Source organism: Pleurocapsa sp. PCC 7319 (genome assembly GCF_000332195.1).
In the GTDB taxonomy this organism is placed as follows: Bacteria; Cyanobacteriota; Cyanobacteriia; order Cyanobacteriales; family Xenococcaceae; genus Waterburya.
Window position 1 is genome coordinate 5,314,588 of sequence record NZ_KB235922.1, and the last position, 18,880, is coordinate 5,333,467.

The 18,880-nt window shown below is 40.2% G+C and carries 16 protein-coding genes; 9 read left to right on the forward strand and 7 right to left on the reverse strand.

The window, feature by feature from the left end:
• Window positions 1-78: 78 nt before the first annotated feature.
• Complete coding sequence (locus tag PLEUR7319_RS0128250; protein WP_019508594.1) at window positions 79-690, reverse strand: class I SAM-dependent methyltransferase; 612 nt, start codon at window positions 688-690, stop codon at window positions 79-81.
• A gap of 109 nt (window positions 691-799) precedes the next feature.
• Between PLEUR7319_RS0128250 and lpxD the strand changes: the two genes are divergently transcribed.
• Entirely contained in the window at window positions 800-1,843 is a 1,044-nt protein-coding gene (lpxD, locus tag PLEUR7319_RS0128255) for a UDP-3-O-(3-hydroxymyristoyl)glucosamine N-acyltransferase (RefSeq protein WP_019508595.1), read from the forward strand.
• 193 nt (window positions 1,844-2,036) lie between these two features.
• On the forward strand, window positions 2,037-2,906 hold the full coding sequence (locus PLEUR7319_RS0128260) for an ABC transporter permease (protein WP_019508596.1): 870 nt from the start codon (window positions 2,037-2,039) through the stop codon (window positions 2,904-2,906).
• Window positions 2,907-2,923: 17 nt separating this feature from the next.
• On the opposite strand, the gene PLEUR7319_RS0128265 is transcribed toward PLEUR7319_RS0128260, so the two are convergent.
• Window positions 2,924-3,664, reverse strand: a complete 741-nt coding sequence (locus tag PLEUR7319_RS0128265) for a hypothetical protein (RefSeq protein ID WP_019508597.1) — start codon at window positions 3,662-3,664, stop codon at window positions 2,924-2,926.
• A 99-nt stretch (window positions 3,665-3,763) separates the two neighbouring features.
• On the opposite strand from PLEUR7319_RS0128265, the gene PLEUR7319_RS0128270 reads away from it, so the two are divergent.
• The 5 genes from PLEUR7319_RS0128270 (at window position 3,764) to PLEUR7319_RS0128290 (ending at window position 10,315) form a co-directional block, all read left to right on the forward strand.
• Complete coding sequence (locus tag PLEUR7319_RS0128270; protein ID WP_019508598.1) at window positions 3,764-4,111, forward strand: YtxH domain-containing protein; 348 nt, start codon at window positions 3,764-3,766, stop codon at window positions 4,109-4,111.
• Between the two features lie 32 nt (window positions 4,112-4,143).
• Window positions 4,144-4,590 (forward strand): hypothetical protein, encoded by a 447-nt coding sequence (locus PLEUR7319_RS0128275; RefSeq protein ID WP_019508599.1) that lies wholly within the window; start codon window positions 4,144-4,146, stop codon window positions 4,588-4,590.
• A gap of 148 nt (window positions 4,591-4,738) precedes the next feature.
• Window positions 4,739-5,545, forward strand: a complete 807-nt coding sequence (locus PLEUR7319_RS0128280) for a TPM domain-containing protein (RefSeq protein ID WP_019508600.1) — start codon at window positions 4,739-4,741, stop codon at window positions 5,543-5,545.
• A 673-nt stretch (window positions 5,546-6,218) separates the two neighbouring features.
• Window positions 6,219-7,766 carry an MFS transporter gene (locus PLEUR7319_RS0128285; protein WP_019508601.1) on the forward strand — a complete coding sequence of 516 codons (1,548 nt, stop codon included), beginning with the start codon at window positions 6,219-6,221 and terminating at the stop codon, window positions 7,764-7,766.
• Window positions 7,767-7,963: 197 nt separating this feature from the next.
• Complete coding sequence (locus PLEUR7319_RS0128290) at window positions 7,964-10,315, forward strand: molybdopterin oxidoreductase family protein (RefSeq protein WP_019508602.1); 2,352 nt, start codon at window positions 7,964-7,966, stop codon at window positions 10,313-10,315.
• 6 nt (window positions 10,316-10,321) lie between these two features.
• On the opposite strand, the gene PLEUR7319_RS0128295 is transcribed toward PLEUR7319_RS0128290, so the two are convergent.
• Window positions 10,322-10,741, reverse strand: a complete 420-nt coding sequence (locus tag PLEUR7319_RS0128295) for a hypothetical protein (protein WP_019508603.1) — start codon at window positions 10,739-10,741, stop codon at window positions 10,322-10,324.
• A 138-nt stretch (window positions 10,742-10,879) separates the two neighbouring features.
• Between PLEUR7319_RS0128295 and PLEUR7319_RS0128300 the strand changes: the two genes are divergently transcribed.
• Window positions 10,880-11,371 carry a nitrate reductase associated protein gene (locus PLEUR7319_RS0128300; RefSeq protein WP_019508604.1) on the forward strand — a complete coding sequence of 164 codons (492 nt, stop codon included), beginning with the start codon at window positions 10,880-10,882 and terminating at the stop codon, window positions 11,369-11,371.
• 209 nt (window positions 11,372-11,580) lie between these two features.
• The gene (locus tag PLEUR7319_RS0128305; protein WP_019508605.1) at window positions 11,581-13,731 is read left to right on the forward strand and encodes a polyribonucleotide nucleotidyltransferase; all 2,151 of its coding nucleotides are present in this window, start codon (window positions 11,581-11,583) and stop codon (window positions 13,729-13,731) included.
• 71 nt (window positions 13,732-13,802) lie between these two features.
• Here the strand turns inward: PLEUR7319_RS0128305 and PLEUR7319_RS0128310 are convergent, their stop codons facing one another.
• The 4 genes from PLEUR7319_RS0128310 to PLEUR7319_RS0128325 form a co-directional block, all read right to left on the reverse strand.
• Complete coding sequence (locus PLEUR7319_RS0128310) at window positions 13,803-14,231, reverse strand: response regulator (RefSeq protein ID WP_019508606.1); 429 nt, start codon at window positions 14,229-14,231, stop codon at window positions 13,803-13,805.
• Window positions 14,232-14,280: 49 nt separating this feature from the next.
• Window positions 14,281-14,709 carry a response regulator gene (locus PLEUR7319_RS0128315; RefSeq protein WP_019508607.1) on the reverse strand — a complete coding sequence of 143 codons (429 nt, stop codon included), beginning with the start codon at window positions 14,707-14,709 and terminating at the stop codon, window positions 14,281-14,283.
• 147 nt (window positions 14,710-14,856) lie between these two features.
• The gene (locus PLEUR7319_RS0128320) at window positions 14,857-17,295 is read right to left on the reverse strand and encodes a response regulator (RefSeq protein ID WP_019508608.1); all 2,439 of its coding nucleotides are present in this window, start codon (window positions 17,293-17,295) and stop codon (window positions 14,857-14,859) included.
• A gap of 83 nt (window positions 17,296-17,378) precedes the next feature.
• Window positions 17,379-18,860, reverse strand: a complete 1,482-nt coding sequence (locus tag PLEUR7319_RS0128325) for a methyl-accepting chemotaxis protein (protein ID WP_019508609.1) — start codon at window positions 18,858-18,860, stop codon at window positions 17,379-17,381.
• Window positions 18,861-18,880 lie beyond the last annotated feature (20 nt).

Consider the following 18,880-nt stretch of genomic DNA (forward strand, 5'->3'; position numbering starts at 1 on the left):
AACTAAAAGACTGAAATACAGTGAGCCAAGATATTAATTTTAATCAGTATGGTTATAACCGATTTATTGGGAAGATGATTACTTTGTAGCTATCCCCTGATACATATAGCCAATTACTTTAGGTAATTTAGGTGCATAAAACTGCTCAATAGCTACATTAGAAAATTTCTGTTCGATTATATGCTTAATATTGCGATTCAGATGACAACCATCAGCAATTACTTTTTGAATTGGAGTCAGGCGATTTTGCCAAACTTGAATTTGTATATCTTTGCTCAAGCCATGTTCAATAAAGAAAAATTGACCTTTTGGTTTTAATAATCGATGGACTTCGGCGATCGCTTGCTCAACTCGGGCAATACTACACAATGTCCAGGTACAGACCACTGAATCGAAACTAGCATCAGCCATGGGCAAACTCTCACCATTTAAGATCTGAAAGTCGACTTCGATATTAGAAGCAGCAATACGCGATCGCGCTAGTTTTTGCATTCCCGGATTAGGATCGATGGTAGTAATTTTAGTGACACTGTCTGGATAGTAAGCTAAATTTAACCCCGTACCAAAGCCAATTTCCAGAATTTCTCCTGAGACATTTTCGAGCAGCTTTTGACGGTATTCGCTTAGAGGCGAACCAGACATTACTATATCAATACCGTAAGGAATAATAAAATTAGAATAAAATCCCATATTTTTTAGCTTTTAAACCGAACGTGAGATAGTATAGTTTTTTATTTTTGACCTAGAATAAATGCTGCCTGAGTTTATCAATTTTTAGATACTAATTTCACTTGTAGCAATGCAGTTTCAAGAACTTATTACCAAGCTAGGGAAAGCAGCTAACAACAATAGTTTTAATAGTAACCAAGGCTTAAATCCTCAAATTAAAGGAGTAGCTGCTATTGATAAAGCAACTGCTGGTACTTTGAGCTATGTAGAAGGGGAGAAATTTGCGACGATAATCGCCACAACTCAAGCTAGTGCTTTAATTTTACCCCCAGATGAAACTCTACAAACTCAAGCTTCAGCAAGAGAAATTGCATGGATTGCTACTTCTCAACCTAGGCTCTTATTTGCTCAAGCGATCGCTCTATATTACCAGCCTTTTAAACCCGATCCGGATATTAATCCTACAGCAGTTATCGCCCCTGATACTAGGATAGGACAAGATATCTACATTGGAGCAAATGTCGTAATCCAATCGGGAGTTACCATAGGTGATCGTGTCTGTATTCATCCCAATGTGGTGATTTATCCTGGTGTCACTATTGGCAGTGATACCATTCTTCACGCTAACTGTACAATTCACGAACGGACTCAAATTGGCTCTGGCTGTGTAATTCACAGTGGTGCAGCTATTGGTTCAGAAGGCTTTGGCTTTGTGCCAACAGCAACAGGGTGGTACAAAATGGAACAGTCTGGCTATACCGTCCTGGAAGACGGGGTCGAAATTGGCTGTAATAGTGCTGTAGATCGTCCTGCGGTGGGAGAAACTAGAATCGGACAAAACACTAAATTAGATAACTTAGTGCAGATTGGTCATGGCTGTAAGATCGGACGCAACTGCGCTATGGCGGCACAGGTGGGTTTAGCTGGAGGAGCAATTATTGGTAATGGAGTAATGTTAGGAGGGCAAGTCGGAGTGGCAAATCAGGTAACAGTTGGCGATCGCGCGATCGCCACTGGACAAACTGGTATTACTGGCAACGTCGCACCAGGGGAGATGGTTTCGGGAATGCCCCATATACCCAGCAAGCTTTATCGTAAACTCTTTGTCATGTATAAACGATTACCTGAAATGTACCAGATGTACAAGGAATTGAAGAAAAAATCCCAGAGCTAGTACTCTAACAAGTTTGAATTGAGGGGTAAATTTTTGGACTCCGAATTAACCGATAACCGATAACTCCGAATTCCGAATTCCGAATTCCGAACTTTTTTAACATCCATCATTTCAAAATTGGCAGACTACTAAATTTATTCTCTATTTCTTACCGTCCACAAGTTCAAAGTATTTCTATCAGATTAGTATTAGTATGACAACTACCAGAGTCAGATTACCGCGTCAATTCCGTCCTACCCTGTCTCAAAGCTTAACTATTATTGGGTTAATTATTACTATCAGCTGTATTGCGATCGCTCTACTTGCTCCTACCTTACAGAATATAGGGTGGTTACAAGACCCTGTAGAAGCTTTAGCCAATCCCATTCACGAAGCACCGGGGGCAGATTATTGGTTTGGGACCACTCGTCAGGGATATGATGTATTTTCCCGTACTTTGTTTGGCACTCAAGCAGCTTTAAAAGTGGTGATACTGGCAACTACTATCAGTTTGATTTTAGGTGTACCTTTAGGCTTAGTTAGTGGTTATCTCGGTGGGAGAATTGATAAAGTGCTGCTCTTTTTTATGGACACTATCTATACCCTACCTGGTTTATTACTATCTGTAACTCTGGCGTTCGTGGTTGGCAAAGGAGTTCTCAATGCAGCATTGGCTCTTAGTATTGCCTATGTTCCTCAATATTACCGAATAGTACGCAATCATACTACCAGTGTCAAAACTGAATTATTTATCGAAGCAGCTCAGGCGATGGGCGCACCAACTAGTAGAATTTTATCCCGCTACTTATTTTTCAATGTGATCCAAAGTGTTCCTGTTTTATTCACTCTGAACGCAGCAGATGCAATTCTGATTCTTGGCGGTTTAGGTTTTCTGGGTTTAGGACTTCCTCCCGAAGTCCCAGAATGGGGTCACGATCTTCGTTTAGCTCTGGATGCATTACCTACAGGAATTTGGTGGTCAGCTACTTTCCCCGGTTTAGCAATGACCACCATGGTGACAGGTTTATCTTTAGTTGGTGAGGGTTTGAGCGATATTTTAAATCCCGGAGTAAAAATTAGATAATTAGATAAGAGGAGAAATTAATTCCTTAGACGAGATAAATGCCATTTTCCGTAAGGGTTGTATAGCAAACTATCAGCTTGATATTGATCGTATTCTGTCCACTTAATCTGATAAGTAGGAGACTCTATATCAGGCTGAAAAGTATGTCCATCTTGGAGTATTGGTGATTCTGTTAAACGATAATAATTAAATACGTTCATAACATAGATTGCTAAGGCAATCTCTTCACTAATGTCCATCGCAACATCAGCTTTCCCAAAATTGTGCATTCCACAAGAATGATAATTATCGTCTCCTTCCACCAGAGCTACAAACAAAGAGTAAATATCAAAAACATCTTCAGAATTATAGTTAGCTAACCACTTCTGCTTCTCATGGCTGATTCCTGCCGACTCCACTGTGGCGGCAATTCCTCCTATATCTAGAAAAACCTGAGTAAATTTCGCAATTTTCAAACATGTATTGTAACCTGAATCATCAGAGGACAATTGAATAACCCGTTGATGACTATTTATTTGCTCTAGCAAGCTAGGAGAAATTTGAGCTGAACTGCCAATTTCCCAGACATGAGGGCGATTACTAAGATCAATGGCACAACTTTGATTAGTTTTTGTGGCTTGAAACACTCTACCCATCAATAAATAATCCATACCATATTTATCAGTCAAAGCAGAGGAAATTTCCTGTCTACTGTTTAAATTTATTGGTATCGAGACAACCACTTTACTTGTTAATAAACCTTGCCGATCTAAATACATTTAGTTAATTAAAAAAAGCCGATTTCTATTTAAAGATGTTTCAATAAACTATTGGGCTGGTAAGCTTAAGTTAATCAAATCGGGGAAAAGACTAGAGTCATGTCTAAGCAAAATCAAACAGGAGTATTTATTGGCGGATTAGTCATTGGTAGTGCAGTGGGCACAGTATTAGGATTATTAATTGCACCTCGCACTGGTAAAGAAACTAGAAAAGTGCTTAAAAAATCTGCTGATGCTTTACCAGAGTTAGCTGAAGATCTAACTAGTACTATTCAGATGCAAGCCGATCGCCTCTCGGAATCAACTCTAGAAAACTGGGAAAGTACCTTAGAAAGATTACAACAAGCGATCGCCGCGGGGATAGAAGCCAGTAGAGAGACTAATCAAGCTAACAAATCCAGTAACCTCAAACAAGACTCCAATTATCCTGTCGCCGATCGCCTTTAAAATTGAAAGATGCGATCTAACGCTCGACTTTTATGATAGACCCTTTATTTTGGTTAGGACTCTCCCTATTTTTAGTATCTTTTAGCCTGTTTGCCGTATTGTTAGTCACAATTCCTACCTTGCAAGAAGTAGCTAAGGCAGCTCGTAGTGCCGAAAAATTATTTGATACTCTTAACCGAGAATTTCCTCCTACTTTGGAAGCGATCCGTTTCACGGGGAGAGAGGTCGGTGAATTAACCGATGAAATTAATCAGGGAATTAATAACGCTACGGGAATAGTCAAGCAAGTAGATCAAGGATTAGTCAATGCCAAGCAGCAAGCCCAGCAAGTACAACAAAGTAGTCGTGGTTTGGCAGCAGGAGTCAAAGCAGCTTGGAAAGTATGGCGTACTCCTCGAAACAAGGATGTTAAGATATCTTCCCAAAGGCACAAGAGTTTTCAACCACCAATTTCTAGAGATGAGTCTCAAGATAATTAGAGCTGTTCCCATAACTTTTTTCTGGTAGAAAGGTACTCAGGGTACTGATAACTGATAACCTTAAGTTAAAGTAAATAAATGTAACGAAAATAATAACCTCTTTAACAAAATAAAATTGTATACGACAGAATTTTTAAATAGAGTAATTATGGCAATTAATTTTACACGGCGTTTTCTACTCACTTTGGGAGTTTGCTTACTAGTCTTGTTCACCTGTCTTACCCCTTCGGCTTGGGCAGTTAATAATCCTGAATTGTTACCTGATGTAGAAACTCCTGTAGTTGATTTAGCCAACTTCTTACCAAAACTGCAAGAAGAATCGTTAATTAAAAATCTCCAAGATTTTGAAGCAGAAACAGGCTGGAAAATGCGTGTTTTAACCCAATATGACCGCTCACCTGGTCGTGCAGTTAAGAAATTTTGGGGTTTAGACGATAAGAGTATTTTGCTAGTAGCTGATGGCAGAGGTGGAAATCTACTCGCTTTTAGTATTGGTGACGATGTCTACGAGTTGCTACCTCGTAACTTTTGGATCGAACTTCAGACTCGTTTTGGCAATATGTATTACACAAGAGAATATGGTGAAAACAATGCTATTGTCGAAGCTCTAGAATCAGTTAAAGGTTGTCTGAGACAAAACGGATGTAATGTAGTGCCAGGATTGCCAAGAGAGCAATGGATTCTGACTTTAATTAGTTCTATAGTGGGCGGTATAATTTTGGGAGTTGCCGTCATACCTCGCAAAGAAGGTCAGTTAATAGCTTGGCAGTGGGGTTTGATCATGTCACCCTTATGGGGAATTCTCTTCATTGCTTTTGGCATGGGACCAGTCGTGATTCGTACTCCTGAATTTTTGCCTCTCTTCCGCAATATTATTGGCTTTTGCCTAGGTGCAGTTGTGGCGTTTCTCTCTCCCTCATTTATTCAGACTCCTACCTCAGACTCAGAAACTTGAGTTGAAACTATAGCGTTTCTCGTATTAATGAGATACACCTTGGTGGAGTCAGGGAATAGGGAATAGGGAATAGGGAATAGGGCTTTTAAGGTTCTTGACTAAGTTTATATTTGTACCTCACTTATTTGAGAAACGCTCTAAATAATTAAATAATTAATTTGAGATTGAAGTATTAAATTTCAATCTCTTTTTTTATTCACATTTAAAATCCACAGAATAATCAAATAAACCTCGGATAGTTGCTAAAAACTAGAATCAGAAAAGTTGAAAATTTTGGGAACTGAGGTTAGTGAAACCCAAGTTAGACAGGGTCTATATGTATTTCTTAAGATTTATTTTTTATTCGTATGCAATTAGTGTATTTTGTCTATGTAGAAAATACATTAATTGAGGGGTTTCGAGAGATTTCCGTAACCATTTATACGATAAAACTATTTTTTAAATGTAAACATGACCACAAGATAATTACATCTTAAAAATGATCTGAAATTCACCTGGGATTTCGAGATGTAGAAAGAGACCAATAACTAATGAAACAACTATCACTTAGGTAGGTCATATGCAAATTTTAAAGCAACAAAAAAAATATTTATAGTTGTTGAGCACTTTGAGTATTTAGTCTCTAAGTTTGGTTTTGATTATGATAATTTTTGACATTAAAGGAAGGTAAATAATGCTGGGAGAAATGTGGCAATTCAAGGGTAGGTACAAAATCCTGCATATAACTTGGTTTGCATTCTTTTTATCATTTGTCGTGTGGTTTAACTTGCCACCATTAGCTACTACTGTTAAAGCCGATTTAGGTTTAACAGCAGAACAAATTAAGACTATTGCTATCTGTAACGTTGCTTTAACAGTTCCCGCGCGAATTATCATCGGGATGCTGTTAGATAAATTTGGTCCCCGACTAACCTACTCTCTGCTACTGATGTACGCAGCAGTTCCCTGTATTATGTTTGCCTCGGCACAAAACTTTGGTCAGCTAGTAATTTCTCGCTTGCTCATGGGTATTGTCGGTGCGGGTTTTGTAATTGGGATTAGGATGGTTGCAGAATGGTTCCCTCCCAAAGAAATTGGTCTTGCCGAGGGAATATATGGCGGCTGGGGTAACTTTGGTTCTGCTTTCTCGGCATTTACCTTAGCTATCGTTGCTGGCTGGTTGGCTTTTGGTGCGCCTGGCTCTGAACTCAATTGGCGTGCCGCGATCGCAGGAACAGGAATTATTGCTGCTCTTTACGGTGTCTTTTATCTATTCAATGCCAAAGATACTCCCCCAGGGAAAGCCTATCGTCGTCCTAAAAGTACTAGAGGTCTAGAAGTTACTACTAAGAAAGATTTCTGGTTTTTGATGCTGATGAATATGCCTTTGAGTGGCATCCTCATGCTCGTGGCCTGGCGTTTAATGAAGCTAGGATTATATGGCACGGGCACAATGTACGCTATTTGGGCTGCTTTAGCTGGATTGTACTTATTCCAAGCTTATAATTGCTGGACGGTTAACAAAGATTTGATGACTGGCAAAAAGCGTTATCCTGCTGAAGATCGCTACGAATTTTCTCAAGTAGCAATTCTCGAACTTACTTACATTGTGAACTTCGGTTCAGAGTTAGCGGTAGTTTCCATGCTTCCTGCATTCTTTGAGGGAACATTCGATCTGTCCAAAGCCGCAGCAGGGATGATCGCTGCTAGTTATGCCTTTATGAACTTAGTGGCTCGCCCTGGTGGTGGTTTAATCTCCGATAAGCTAGGTAGTCGTAAACTGACTATGACTGTACTTACTGGCTGTATGGGTATCGGCTACTTGATCTTTAGTCAAGTAAATAATAGCTGGTTCTTACCTGCTGCGGTTGTATTGATTATGTGCTGCTCTTTCTTTGTACAGGCTGGTGAAGGTTCTACCTTCTCGATCGTACCTTTGGTAAAACGTCGTGTTACAGGACAGGTTGCAGGTAATGTTGGTGCCTACGGTAACGTTGGGGCGGTATTATACCTGAATATTTTCAGTTTATTACCTGGTTGGTTAGGTGGTAGTGCCGATCCTACTCCTGCTATTGAAGCAGCAGCCAATGCGCGCTTTTTTCAAATCATGGGTGTGGCGGCGTTAATTGTTGCCGGGCTGTGTTTTGTAGTTCTCAAAGAACCGAAAGGTTCCTTTGCTGATGCTCATCAGGGTGAAAGCGAGACGGTACCAGAGCCAATACTAGAACCAGAAAAAATCTAGTCTTAGGAAAATTAAGTTAGTTTGTAGTGTTGAGAAAATCTGATTTTCTCAACATTTTTTGCTAGTTTTTTCCCAAAATTAAGAAATATTTAATCTAGTAATCTAGGTAACAGCAACATGTCAAAACTAACAACTATAAATAAGTAATAATACGCCAATTTTCTAACCTAAAATATTCAACTGGGAGAGAAGTAAAAGTGAGTGAACCGATCAAAACCTTATGTCCTTATTGTGGAGTCGGCTGTGGTTTGGAAGTTTTACCCCCTGCACAATCAGGAAAAGCTACTAATCGTGACAGTCAAGGAAATCCTCTATGGCAAGTAAGGGGCGATCGCTCTCATCCCTCTAGTAAGGGTAAAGTATGTATTAAAGGTGGAACCGTTGCTGAATCTTTAGATAAAGATCGCTTGAAGTATCCTCTGATGCGAGATTCTCTCGATCAGGAACTGCGTCGTGTTAGTTGGGACGAAGCCCTAGACCGGATTGTGTCCCGTATTAAAGAAGTCAGGGCAATTCAAGGAGCAGAAGCCATCTGTATGTATGGTTCAGGACAGTTTCAAACCGAAGATTACTACATCGCTCAAAAATTACTCAAGGGCTGTTTAGGCACAAATAACTTTGATGCCAATTCCCGTCTTTGTATGTCTTCAGCGGTAGCCGGATATATTCAAAGCTTTGGTTCTGATGGTCCTCCTGCTTGCTACGATGATTTGGAATTAACTGATTGTGCTTTTCTGATTGGTACTAATACTGCCGAGTGTCACCCCATTGTCTATAATCGTCTGCGGATACACCACAAGAAAAACCGCAACGTGAAAATGATCGTAGTCGATCCCCGTCAGACAAAAACTGCGAAAGATGCTGATTTGCACTTAGCGATTCAGCCGGGTACAGACATGGATCTACTTAACGGAATTGCCCATTTATTATTGCGTTGGGGAGAATTAGACACTTACTTTATTGATGAATGTACTCAAGGATTTAGTGATTATACCCAAGTAATTCAACAGTATCCCCCCGAACTGGTGGCTCGTCGCTGTGGAATTCGGATCGATCATTTAGAAGAAGCTGCTCGCTATTGGGCAGAATCAGATAATGTACTTTCTTTGTGGTCGATGGGAGTTAATCAGTCCACAGAAGGGACGGCAAAAGTACGCACCATCATTAATTTGCACTTAATGACTGGTAATATTGGCAAACCAGGAGCAGGGCCATTTTCGCTTACAGGACAGCCTAACGCTATGGGTGGTAGAGAAGCTGGGGGATTGTGCCATATTATTCCTGGTTATCGGTTAATTAAAAATTCCCAACATCGTGCGGAAGTGGAACGAGGTTGGAATCTGCCCCCAGGAAGTATTAACCCCATTCCAGGTAAAGATGCCTGGAGTATGATCACTGGTTTGGAAACAGGAGATGTGGGGATTTTGTGGGTGGCAGCTACTAATCCGGCGGTCAGTATGCCCGATTTAGTGAGAACTAAGAAAGCCTTGTTGCGATCGCCCTTTACGATTGTTCAAGATGCTTACTATCCCATGGAAACAGCTAGTTTTGCCCATGTAGTTTTACCCGCAGCTCAATGGGGTGAGAAAACAGGCACTATGACTAACTCGGAGAGGGTTGTAACCCTTTGCCCTCAGTTTCGTAACCCGCCTGGAGAAGCTAGACCAGATTGGGAGATTTTTGCCGAAGTTGGTCGTCGTTTGGGTTTTACCAAGGAGTTTGATTTTGCCAACTCAGCTCAGGTATATCAGGAGTTTGTCCGGCTTACTCAAGGTCGTCCCTGTGATATGAGTGGTTTAAGTCACGGTAGATTACGTCAACAGGGCGCAATTCAGTGGCCTTGTCCCTTAGAATTATCAACAGAAGAGGATTTGGTCAATATTTCCTTGACCTGCGATACTCAGGGCAATATTGCTCAGGAAGGAGAAGAGGGCAAAAAATTATTTTCCAATCTATTTCGGAGCAAAGACGAAACTCCCAAAGCTAAAAGACTTTATACTGATGGTAGATTTAATACCCCTGATGGACGGGCTAAGTTTGCTGCTTTTCATTCCCGGGGTTTAGCCGAACCTATTGATCCAGCCTATCCTTTCGTTTTAACAGTGGGTCGCCTCTATGAACATTGGCATACTATGACCCGTACCGGAAGGATCGAAAAGATTATGAAAAAACAACCTCAGCCATTTATCGAAATTCACCCCAAAGACGCTGTTAAATTAGACATCGAAGAAAAAGAGATGGTAGAAGTGCGATCGCGCCGAGGCAGAGGGCGTTTTTCCGCCAGAATAACGAAAGCAATTGTTCCTGGTACGGTCTTTATACCAATGCATTGGGGTGCATTATGGACAGACAATGGAGAAGCTAATTTACTAACTCACCCAGAAGCCTGCCCTATTTCTTTACAGCCAGAATTAAAAGCTTGTGCGGTAAATTTAATGGCGGTGAAATCAATTGACTCGCCAATTGGCTATGATTCTCAGGAGCAATTGTTAGAGAAAAATAGTCAAGCTAATTTTTTAGGGGTTGTCGAGGAGTCAATATCTGTCTGAGCTTCATTAGTTAGCTAATAATTTTTGGAAAGATTCGGCTGATAATCCTAATTCTTGAACTGTCTCTTCTAATTTTGACTGAAAATGAGCGACATTTCCCCCAAAACCACATAATTTAGCTGCCATCTCCGCTCCTGCAGAAGCATTTGCTCTGGCACAATTAGTCAATTCTTCGCCCCTAAGAGGATTTTCGCCAGAGAGTAGTTTTTTTCTGGATTCTCCCCAAAAAGCACTAAGAGTGCAAATTTGCTCGTCTTCTTGGTTTTTGATGGACCAACGATACATTACTGCTTGAGGATCTACCCTAACTTCAATTAATTTTGCCCCCATATAATATTGCATCTGACTCAGGGTTTGTTGTCTTACTTCTAAAGGATCGTTTTTATTTACTGTACGCTCAAGATGAGCCTGACTAGGTTTCGGCATTGAGAAAAAGTTCTGATTAATATTACTTTACATTTCTTACTATTAAAATCTTACTAGTGCATGGTGAACTACTAGCATAGGTTTGATACAAATTGGCTGCGATAGTAGATAGTTTTTTATTTTGACAACCAAAAACCGATGGATAACTCAGGATTCAATCCCTCAATCTCTCAATCGACAAATTATTTTCAATTTGAAGCAGATTTTGTTGGTTCTCTACACTGTATCCCCATGCAAGTGAGAATGAAACTAGATAACTGTGGTGTTAAGCTCAAGCTAGTTCATTGGAATCAATTTACCTCCTCAGAACGTCAAGCTTTGGTTAATATGCCCTGTGAGACAGAACTAGAAACCAAAACTTACAAGGAATTTTTGCAAAACTTGGTAACTGAAAAAACAGGTCAACCTGCCAAAGAATTAACTATAGATCCTCACCCACCTTGGTTAGATGCTACAACTATTCCCAATGAGGTAATCGTCAAAGCCCAGGAAAGCCACATTAGTCTGTCTCTTGAGCAATGGCGTAATTTAACTCCAGCTCAACGATTTGCACTGATCAAGCTGAGTCGTCCAAGTCATGAGAACAAAAATTTTCTGCCCGCTCTGCAAGAGTTTGGAATCATATCTTGAGCCAGGAAAAAGTAGATTGAAAAAAGTACATCCAATAGATGCAAAAAGTATGAGCAATCAATCATAGACAAGCACTTAAAATAACTTAAACTAAAGATATAAAACTCTAGGCTGATTATTCTTTGATCTAAAGGAGTTAACAATTCAGATAGTGTTAGGATCGACCCACAGCAAACGAAAAGCGAGAAAAAATAAGGAAAATAAACTTAATGCAGGAATTAGACAAGTTGATATCCTTTGATGGTCGTGATATCAGACTCAAAGTAGGCTTGCTCGCACCACAAGCAGGCGGTTCGGTATTAGTGCAGTCAGGTGATACAGCAGTTTTGGTTAGTGCTACAAGGGCGAAAGGGAGAGAGGGGATTGATTTTTTACCTTTAACAGTAGATTACGAAGAGCGTCAGTATGCAGCAGGTCGTATCCCTGGAGGTTTTTTTAGAAGGGAAGGCAGACCAGGGGAAAAAGCTGTTCTAACCAGTCGGTTAATTGATCGCCCAATTCGTCCTCTGTTTCCTGGTTGGCTGCGAGATGATATTCAGATTGTCGCTACTACTTTGTCGATGGATGAGGATGTACCTCCAGACATTTTGGCGGTAACCGGGGCTTCCGTAGCAGTTTTATTAGCAGAAATTCCTTTCTCTGGTCCGATGGCAGCCGTTAGAGTTGGGCTAGTCGGAGATGACTTTATTCTTAATCCTACTTATAAAGAAATTAAAAAAGGTGATTTAGATATAGTTGTAGCAGGTAGTCCTGATGGCATTGTGATGGTAGAAGCTGGGGCAAATCAGCTACCAGAGCAAGATATGATTGAGGCAATTGATTTTGCTTATGAAGCGATTCGAGAACTTATTCAAGCGCAACGAGAATTGATCAAAGAATTAGGTATTGAGGTCGTTGTCCCTGAAACACCGGAGGAAGATCAAAGTCTCAAAACCTTTATCAGCGATCGCGTTACAGAAGATATTAAAAACATTCTTTCTAAATACGATCTAGATAAAAAAGGTCGCGACGAGGCTCTAGATGAAATTAAAAAAACCAAGATTGAAGAGGTAATCGCCGAACTTCCTGAAGATGACCCGATTGCCGTGGTCACGAATGAAGATCCCAAAGCGATCGGCAAAGCTTTTAAAGCCTTAACTAAGCAGCTAATGCGGAGTCAAATTTTGGAAGAAGGCATCAGAGTTGATGGTAGAAAGCTAGATCAGGTCAGACCAATTAGTTCGAGAGTTGCCGTTTTGCCCAATCGAGTTCATGGTAGTGGTCTCTTTCAAAGAGGTTTAACTCAAGTACTTTCCATTGCTACATTGGGAACCTCAGGAGATGCTCAAGATACCAGCGACGATCTCAACCCTCAAGACGAAAAACGTTATCTTCATCACTACAATTTTCCGCCTTATTCCGTAGGCGAAACTCGCCCCATGCGATCGCCTGGGAGAAGAGAAGTTGGTCACGGGGCATTAGCGGAAAGGGCTTTAGTCCCTGTATTGCCTGGTCCTGAAGATTTTCCCTACGTATTACGAGTGGTTTCCGAAGTATTGTCTTCTAATGGTTCAACTTCAATGGGTTCGGTGTGTGGTTCGACTCTGTCTCTAATGGATGCCGGAGTTCCTTTATCTAAGCCGGTCAGTGGCGCAGCTATGGGGTTAATTAAAGAAGGAGATGAAGTCAGAATTTTAACTGATATTCAAGGTATTGAAGATTTCCTAGGAGATATGGACTTTAAAGTTGCCGGAACAGATACTGGTATCACTGCCCTACAGATGGACATGAAAATCACTGGTCTGTCGATGGAGGTGATTGCCAAAGCTATTCAACAGGCTCTTCCCGCCAGGATACATATTTTGCAAGAGATGCTTAAGGCGATCGCTGAACCTAGAGAAGAACTATCTCCTTACGCACCCAGACTATTAACCATGAAGATCGATCCTGAGTTAATTGGGATGGTTATTGGACCCTCTGGTAAAACAATCAAAGCTATTACCGAGCAAACCGGGGCAAAAATTGATATTGAAGATGATGGTACGGTCATTATTGCTGCCGTAGAAGCTGAAAAAGCTGAGATGGCTCGTAAGATGGTTTACAACATCACTCGTAAGCTAAATGAGGGAGATGTTTACGTAGGTAAAGTAACTAGAATCATCGATATCGGTGCTTTTGTGGAAATTCTGCCAGGGAAGGAAGGTATGATCCATATTTCCCAATTAGCTGAAGGCAGAGTAGGTAAAGTGGATGATGAAGTAGCAGTAGGAGACGAAATTGTGGTCAAAATACGTGGTTTTGACCAAAAAAATCGCCTCAATTTAACTAGACTAGGTATTCATCCCGACGAAGCAGCTGAAGCTAGAGCAGCGGCTATGTAATCGAACAATGGAGTAGGGGAAGCAATAAGAAAATTATTAACTATTAATTATTAATTAGGGCTTCACCCTTTCTAAGACAATGGTATAGCCTTAACCTTTTTAGTTGCTAAAACTCTAATTTTCACTACCAGTTCGTTCTGCATCGATTCAGTATTTCCACCTAAAGTGGTTTGGGGTTTTGCCATCACATCGACTGCCCCAGCTTTCATGACTTCATAGATATTATCTACATCTGACTTTTGCACTGCATTACTAAGTACCAAAATAGGTGTGGGATGATGAGCCATTACCTGCTTAGTAAATTCCAATCCGTCCATCTGGGGCATCTGTAAATCGGTGCAAATCACATCAGGATTTAACTGCGCAACTAAACTTAGTCCCTGTTTACCATCCTTAGCTTTGCCAATTACTTCAATATGGGGGGAAGAATTGAGCATTTTTTCATATATGTTGATTGCCACATCGGAATCTTCGACTAATAAAACTTTGATTTTGGCCATGATATTTTACCGTGATTAACTTGTATAAGATTTACTCTGGAGATTTTGCCTAGGCTAAAGGTATAGCCGTAACCTTTTTCGTAGCTAGGACCCTAATTTTGACGATCAGTTCGTTCTGCATAGATTCAGAATTACCACCCAAAGCAGTTTGAGGTTTAGCCATTACATCGACTGCACCAGCTTTCATTACTTCATAAATATTCTCGACATCGTTTTTTTGCACGCTGTTACTTAAAACCAGAATTGGTGTGGGGTAATGGGCCATAATTTGTTTAGTAAATTCCAAACCATCCATTTCTGGCATCTGTAAATCAGTGCAAATTACATCGGGATGCAACTGAAAAACTAAATCTAACCCTTGTTTCCCATTCTTGGCTTTGCCAATTACTTCAATATGGGGAGAAGAATTGAGCATTTTTTCATATATGTTGATTGCCACATCGGAATCTTCGACGAGTAAAACTTTGATTTTAGCCATGATATTTACCAATTAAATTTGTGATTAAATTTGTGATTTTTTTACTGAATTAATCAGAATTTATTCTGAGAGGTTTTCCTCCAGCCATCGCCGTCCCGTAACACTTGACAGCAGAAAAAATAGATCGTTGCTGTTTTAAATTCATATTTATCCTTGGCTAATTAATTGTTTGAGAGTTTGGAATAAAACTTGTTGCTCAAAATCACCTTTGGTTAAATAGGCATTTGCTCCCACTTCTTTACCACGACGTTTATCTTCTGGTGAGGCTAAAGTGGTGATCAACACAATCGGTAATTGGTTATATTTGCTGTTTTGACGAATAGTGGCAGTCATTTCAAAGCCATTCATGCCAGGCATTTCTACATCAGACAGCACAATATCAAAATTCTGCTCTTGAACTTTTTGTAAACCTTCCAGACCATTTTCAGCCAAGGTAACATCATAGCCAGCTCCTTTAAGGAGACGCTGCATTTGAGTCCGAATAATGACTGAATCTTCAACTAACAGCAGTTTGTTTTTGGTTGCTTTTGATTTCGCTGGAAGGGAAACGTCCTGCCAACTACCATTTCTCAGAGAATGCAGCAGGTCGGGGGGATTGAGAATCATACAGACTTCCCCGCTGCCCAAAATGGTTGCACCAGCAATGTTAGGAATACGTTTGAGTAATTTACTTTGAGGTTTGAAGACAATATCCTGTCTATCTACAAAAGCATCGACAATCAAGCCCAAAAAATCGTTGTCAAGGCTTAAAACTACGCACAATAATTTGTCAGTTGCTCTAGTTGTTTGAGCCTGGTTGCCAGTAGGCAATTGTAATAAACTTCCTAATTGAACTATGGAAATCGGCCGCTCTTCAAAATTAATTACTTCACTATCTTTGATTGTATAAATATCACTTCTGGAGATCGCCAACATATTGGCAATGTACTCGACTGGAATAGCGTAGAAATTATCAGAAACCCCTACAATTAATACCCGAGTAATAGCAAGGCTAGTACCTAAACGAACCTGAAATTTACAGCCATTACCAGGAGTAGAAGCAACTTGAATTGAACCCTTAAGCCGTTCTACATTAGCTCTTACTACATCCAAACCGACCCCTCTACCAGAAAGTTCGGTAATTTCAGTACGAGTAGAAAAACCCGAAGCAAAGATCAAAGATTGAATCTCAGAGCTACTCATGACAGCCAATTCCGCCTCGGTACTCATGTTACGTCTAATTGCCGTCTTTTTGATACTTTCGAGATTTAGTCCCCGTCCATCGTCACTAATTTCAATACCAATACTATTTCCAAGCTGATAACCTCGAAGAATAATAGTTGCTTGCTGGGGTTTATCTTGACTAATCCGTTCTTCCGGCGTTTCAATTCCATGATCGACTGCATTCCGAATTAAATGTAGCAGGGGGTCTTTAATTTCTTCTAAAATTCTTTTATCAGCTTTGGTGTCTCCTCCTTCAATAATCAGGTTGATTTCTTTTCCTTGCTGTTTAGCCAGATCCCTGACCATACGGGGATAAATATTAAATACTGTTGAGAGTGGTAACTGTCTTAAATCCTGAATTCCTGATTCCAGGCGATCGGCAATGATACCCAAACTAGTAACATCTTCACTCGCCCTGGCTTTTAGGTTATTGACCAAGCCCCCAAGAGAATTGACCCGCTGTTGAGTAATGTTAAAGAAATACTTTAGGGGTTGAATTTGTTCTGGACGGAGACTCTGCTCAATCTCTTGCCAAAGATTATTATTAACCAGATTATTGTGGCTCCACCCCTCCCAGAGAGTTAACATTTGGTTTATTTCCGTCATTTGCTGCGAAATACGCAATTTAGTAACGGCTAACTCACTGGCATGAGTCATTAGGGTATCGAGCTTTTGTGGTTCAACCCGAATGGTGTCGATTTTATAGTCTCTAGTAGGAGTAGTAGTTTTTACTGGCTGGTTAATATTGGTGGTGTCTACTGTATCAACAATTGGCTCTTGTTTTTCTGCTAAGAAATTGTCTCCAACTTCATCATCAAACAAAGAGGCTTCCGAGCTATGTTCATCGCCCAAGAAATCATCACCCTCATTATCAAACAAGGATGCTTCGGAACTGGAGTCAGTGTCAAAGAAAGCAGCCTCATCATCCTCAAATAAAGAGGCTTCCGAACTAGAATGCTCTTCAAATAAATCTGTTTCATTACCGCCAGCAGACTCGTCAGCATCTGATGCACCCATCAATAGTGCCAGCACTTCAAAAGTATTTACCTCTACTGCATCACCAGTAATTGCCTGATGAGAAAGTTGGTTGACCGCATCAATACCTTGATACAGGCGATCGCATAATTCAGGGGTGATTTCACCTTTTCCAGCTTTGATTCCTTCAACACAGTCTTCAAGCTGATGCACCAACATCTCTATATCGTTTAACCCCAGCATCCGGGAATCTCCCTTAAGGGTATGAGCCTCTCGCAAAAATTCGTCAATTGATGAAACATCCTGGGGATTTTTCTCCAAGATCATTAACTCGGATTCCAGCTTTTGTAGGTGTTCTCTACTGGAAGTTTTATAAAGCTCTCTTAGCTCTTCGTCTTCTATAATCATAAGTTGTTAATAGTAATAATTAAGAGTGCCGATGGAATCAGAGGAGTTGGGCAATGTCAGATTCCCAGAGAATAATTTAGCAATTAAATAATCGCTTTTAATTTCTCTGCAAAGTCTTGAAGTTGAGTAGCTGAAGTTTTGACCTGAGTGATACCTACAGCAGTATCCTGAGCATCAAGGTTAATCGCATTAATCGTAGACATAATATCTTGAATACTAACCGCTTGTTGTTTAGTGTTCTGGAAAATTTCTTGACTGTTGGAAAATATATTATTGATAGAATTTTTTACATTAACGAAAGTCTGTGCTGTATCCTCTGCTAGTTGGATACTTGTCTCCGCAGTTTTCTTGCCTTCATCTGTTACCATTACTGCGCTATTCATCGCAGCTTGAATTTCAGCAACCAAATTGTTGATTGTATTTGCTGAGCTGCGACTTTCATCTGCTAATTTGCGAATTTCATCTGCTACTACTCCAAAACCTTTACCTTCCTCACCGACACGAGCCGCCTCAACTGAAGCTCTCAGAGCTAGGATATTAGTCTGGTTCGCTACATCTTCTACAAGCTCAGATATAGTTGATATCTGACCTGTTTGTTCGCTCAGGTTCATAATTTGTTCGGCAATTTCTCTAACTCTCATTTTGAGGTTTTCCATACCGGTTAAGGTTTGTTGGATAGTTTGAGATCCATTTTCAGCCAAAGATAAAGCTTCACTAGCACCAGCTGCGGAATCTTCTGCTCGTTGAGCTGATTCTTTGGAACTAAACCCTAGCCGATCTATGGTGACTGTAGTGTTATTAACTGCGCTTGCCTGTTGTGAAATAATTTCTTCTTGTCTGTCGACTGTAGCAGACATTTCTGTCGACGTTTGGGAAATTAGTGTTTCCAGATCGTTAATTGCTTGAATATATTTTTGCGTTCTCCGTAAAACTAAAATCCAGGCAAATAATAAAATACTAAATCCGATAGCAATTGTAGTTAATCCGGAAAAGGTCAACCGCGATTTATTTTGAACAATTGTTTGTACATAATTTCTGAGAGCATTGGTAGTTTTTTCTAATCCTTCAGCATATATTGCTTTTTGCTGTTCATACTCAGAACTTAAAAGCAGACTTGTTGCTTCCTCGAGCTTGCCTTGATTGATTAACTCAAAAGCTCGATCTTCCATCGCAATCAGCTTGTTATTAGCTTCATCGGTTTGAGAAATCGCATCTTTATTCTCAAATATACTTGGTACAAGTGCTTCTGTTTCTGCTATGGCATTATCTAATTGAGGAACAAAATCTAAATAACGTTTTTCCCATCGTTTATCTCCAGTGGTAGCAGCCAAACGTGCACTAGACGATAACACTTCATCCAGATAGGTAATTTGATTACTCAGATTGAGAATTTTAAACTCCCGAGTTTCTAATAGTTTAAAAGAATTGTATAAATCTAAAATATACCAAGCCATGCCGCCACAAAGGGCAAAGGTAAGAATAATCGGAATTAAGAGAATTTTGAAATATCCAGAACTTTTAGATTTACTGGATGTAATTAGATTTTGATTAATTGATTCGGACATTTGCTACTCCAAGTATACTG

Coding starts and splice junctions, on each gene's coding strand:
- PLEUR7319_RS0128250 (WP_019508594.1), bottom strand. CDS start 690: ATGGGATTTTATTCTAATTTTATTATTCCTTACGGTATTGATATAGTA.
- lpxD (WP_019508595.1), top strand. CDS start 800: ATGCAGTTTCAAGAACTTATTACCAAGCTAGGGAAAGCAGCTAACAAC.
- PLEUR7319_RS0128260 (WP_019508596.1), top strand. CDS start 2,037: ATGACAACTACCAGAGTCAGATTACCGCGTCAATTCCGTCCTACCCTG.
- PLEUR7319_RS0128265 (WP_019508597.1), bottom strand. CDS start 3,664: ATGTATTTAGATCGGCAAGGTTTATTAACAAGTAAAGTGGTTGTCTCG.
- PLEUR7319_RS0128270 (WP_019508598.1), top strand. CDS start 3,764: ATGTCTAAGCAAAATCAAACAGGAGTATTTATTGGCGGATTAGTCATT.
- PLEUR7319_RS0128275 (WP_019508599.1), top strand. CDS start 4,144: ATGATAGACCCTTTATTTTGGTTAGGACTCTCCCTATTTTTAGTATCT.
- PLEUR7319_RS0128280 (WP_019508600.1), top strand. CDS start 4,739: ATGGCAATTAATTTTACACGGCGTTTTCTACTCACTTTGGGAGTTTGC.
- PLEUR7319_RS0128285 (WP_019508601.1), top strand. CDS start 6,219: ATGCTGGGAGAAATGTGGCAATTCAAGGGTAGGTACAAAATCCTGCAT.
- PLEUR7319_RS0128295 (WP_019508603.1), bottom strand. CDS start 10,741: ATGCCGAAACCTAGTCAGGCTCATCTTGAGCGTACAGTAAATAAAAAC.
- PLEUR7319_RS0128300 (WP_019508604.1), top strand. CDS start 10,880: ATGGATAACTCAGGATTCAATCCCTCAATCTCTCAATCGACAAATTAT.
- PLEUR7319_RS0128305 (WP_019508605.1), top strand. CDS start 11,581: ATGCAGGAATTAGACAAGTTGATATCCTTTGATGGTCGTGATATCAGA.
- PLEUR7319_RS0128310 (WP_019508606.1), bottom strand. CDS start 14,231: ATGGCCAAAATCAAAGTTTTATTAGTCGAAGATTCCGATGTGGCAATC.
- PLEUR7319_RS0128315 (WP_019508607.1), bottom strand. CDS start 14,709: ATGGCTAAAATCAAAGTTTTACTCGTCGAAGATTCCGATGTGGCAATC.
- PLEUR7319_RS0128320 (WP_019508608.1), bottom strand. CDS start 17,295: ATGATTATAGAAGACGAAGAGCTAAGAGAGCTTTATAAAACTTCCAGT.
- PLEUR7319_RS0128325 (WP_019508609.1), bottom strand. CDS start 18,860: ATGTCCGAATCAATTAATCAAAATCTAATTACATCCAGTAAATCTAAA.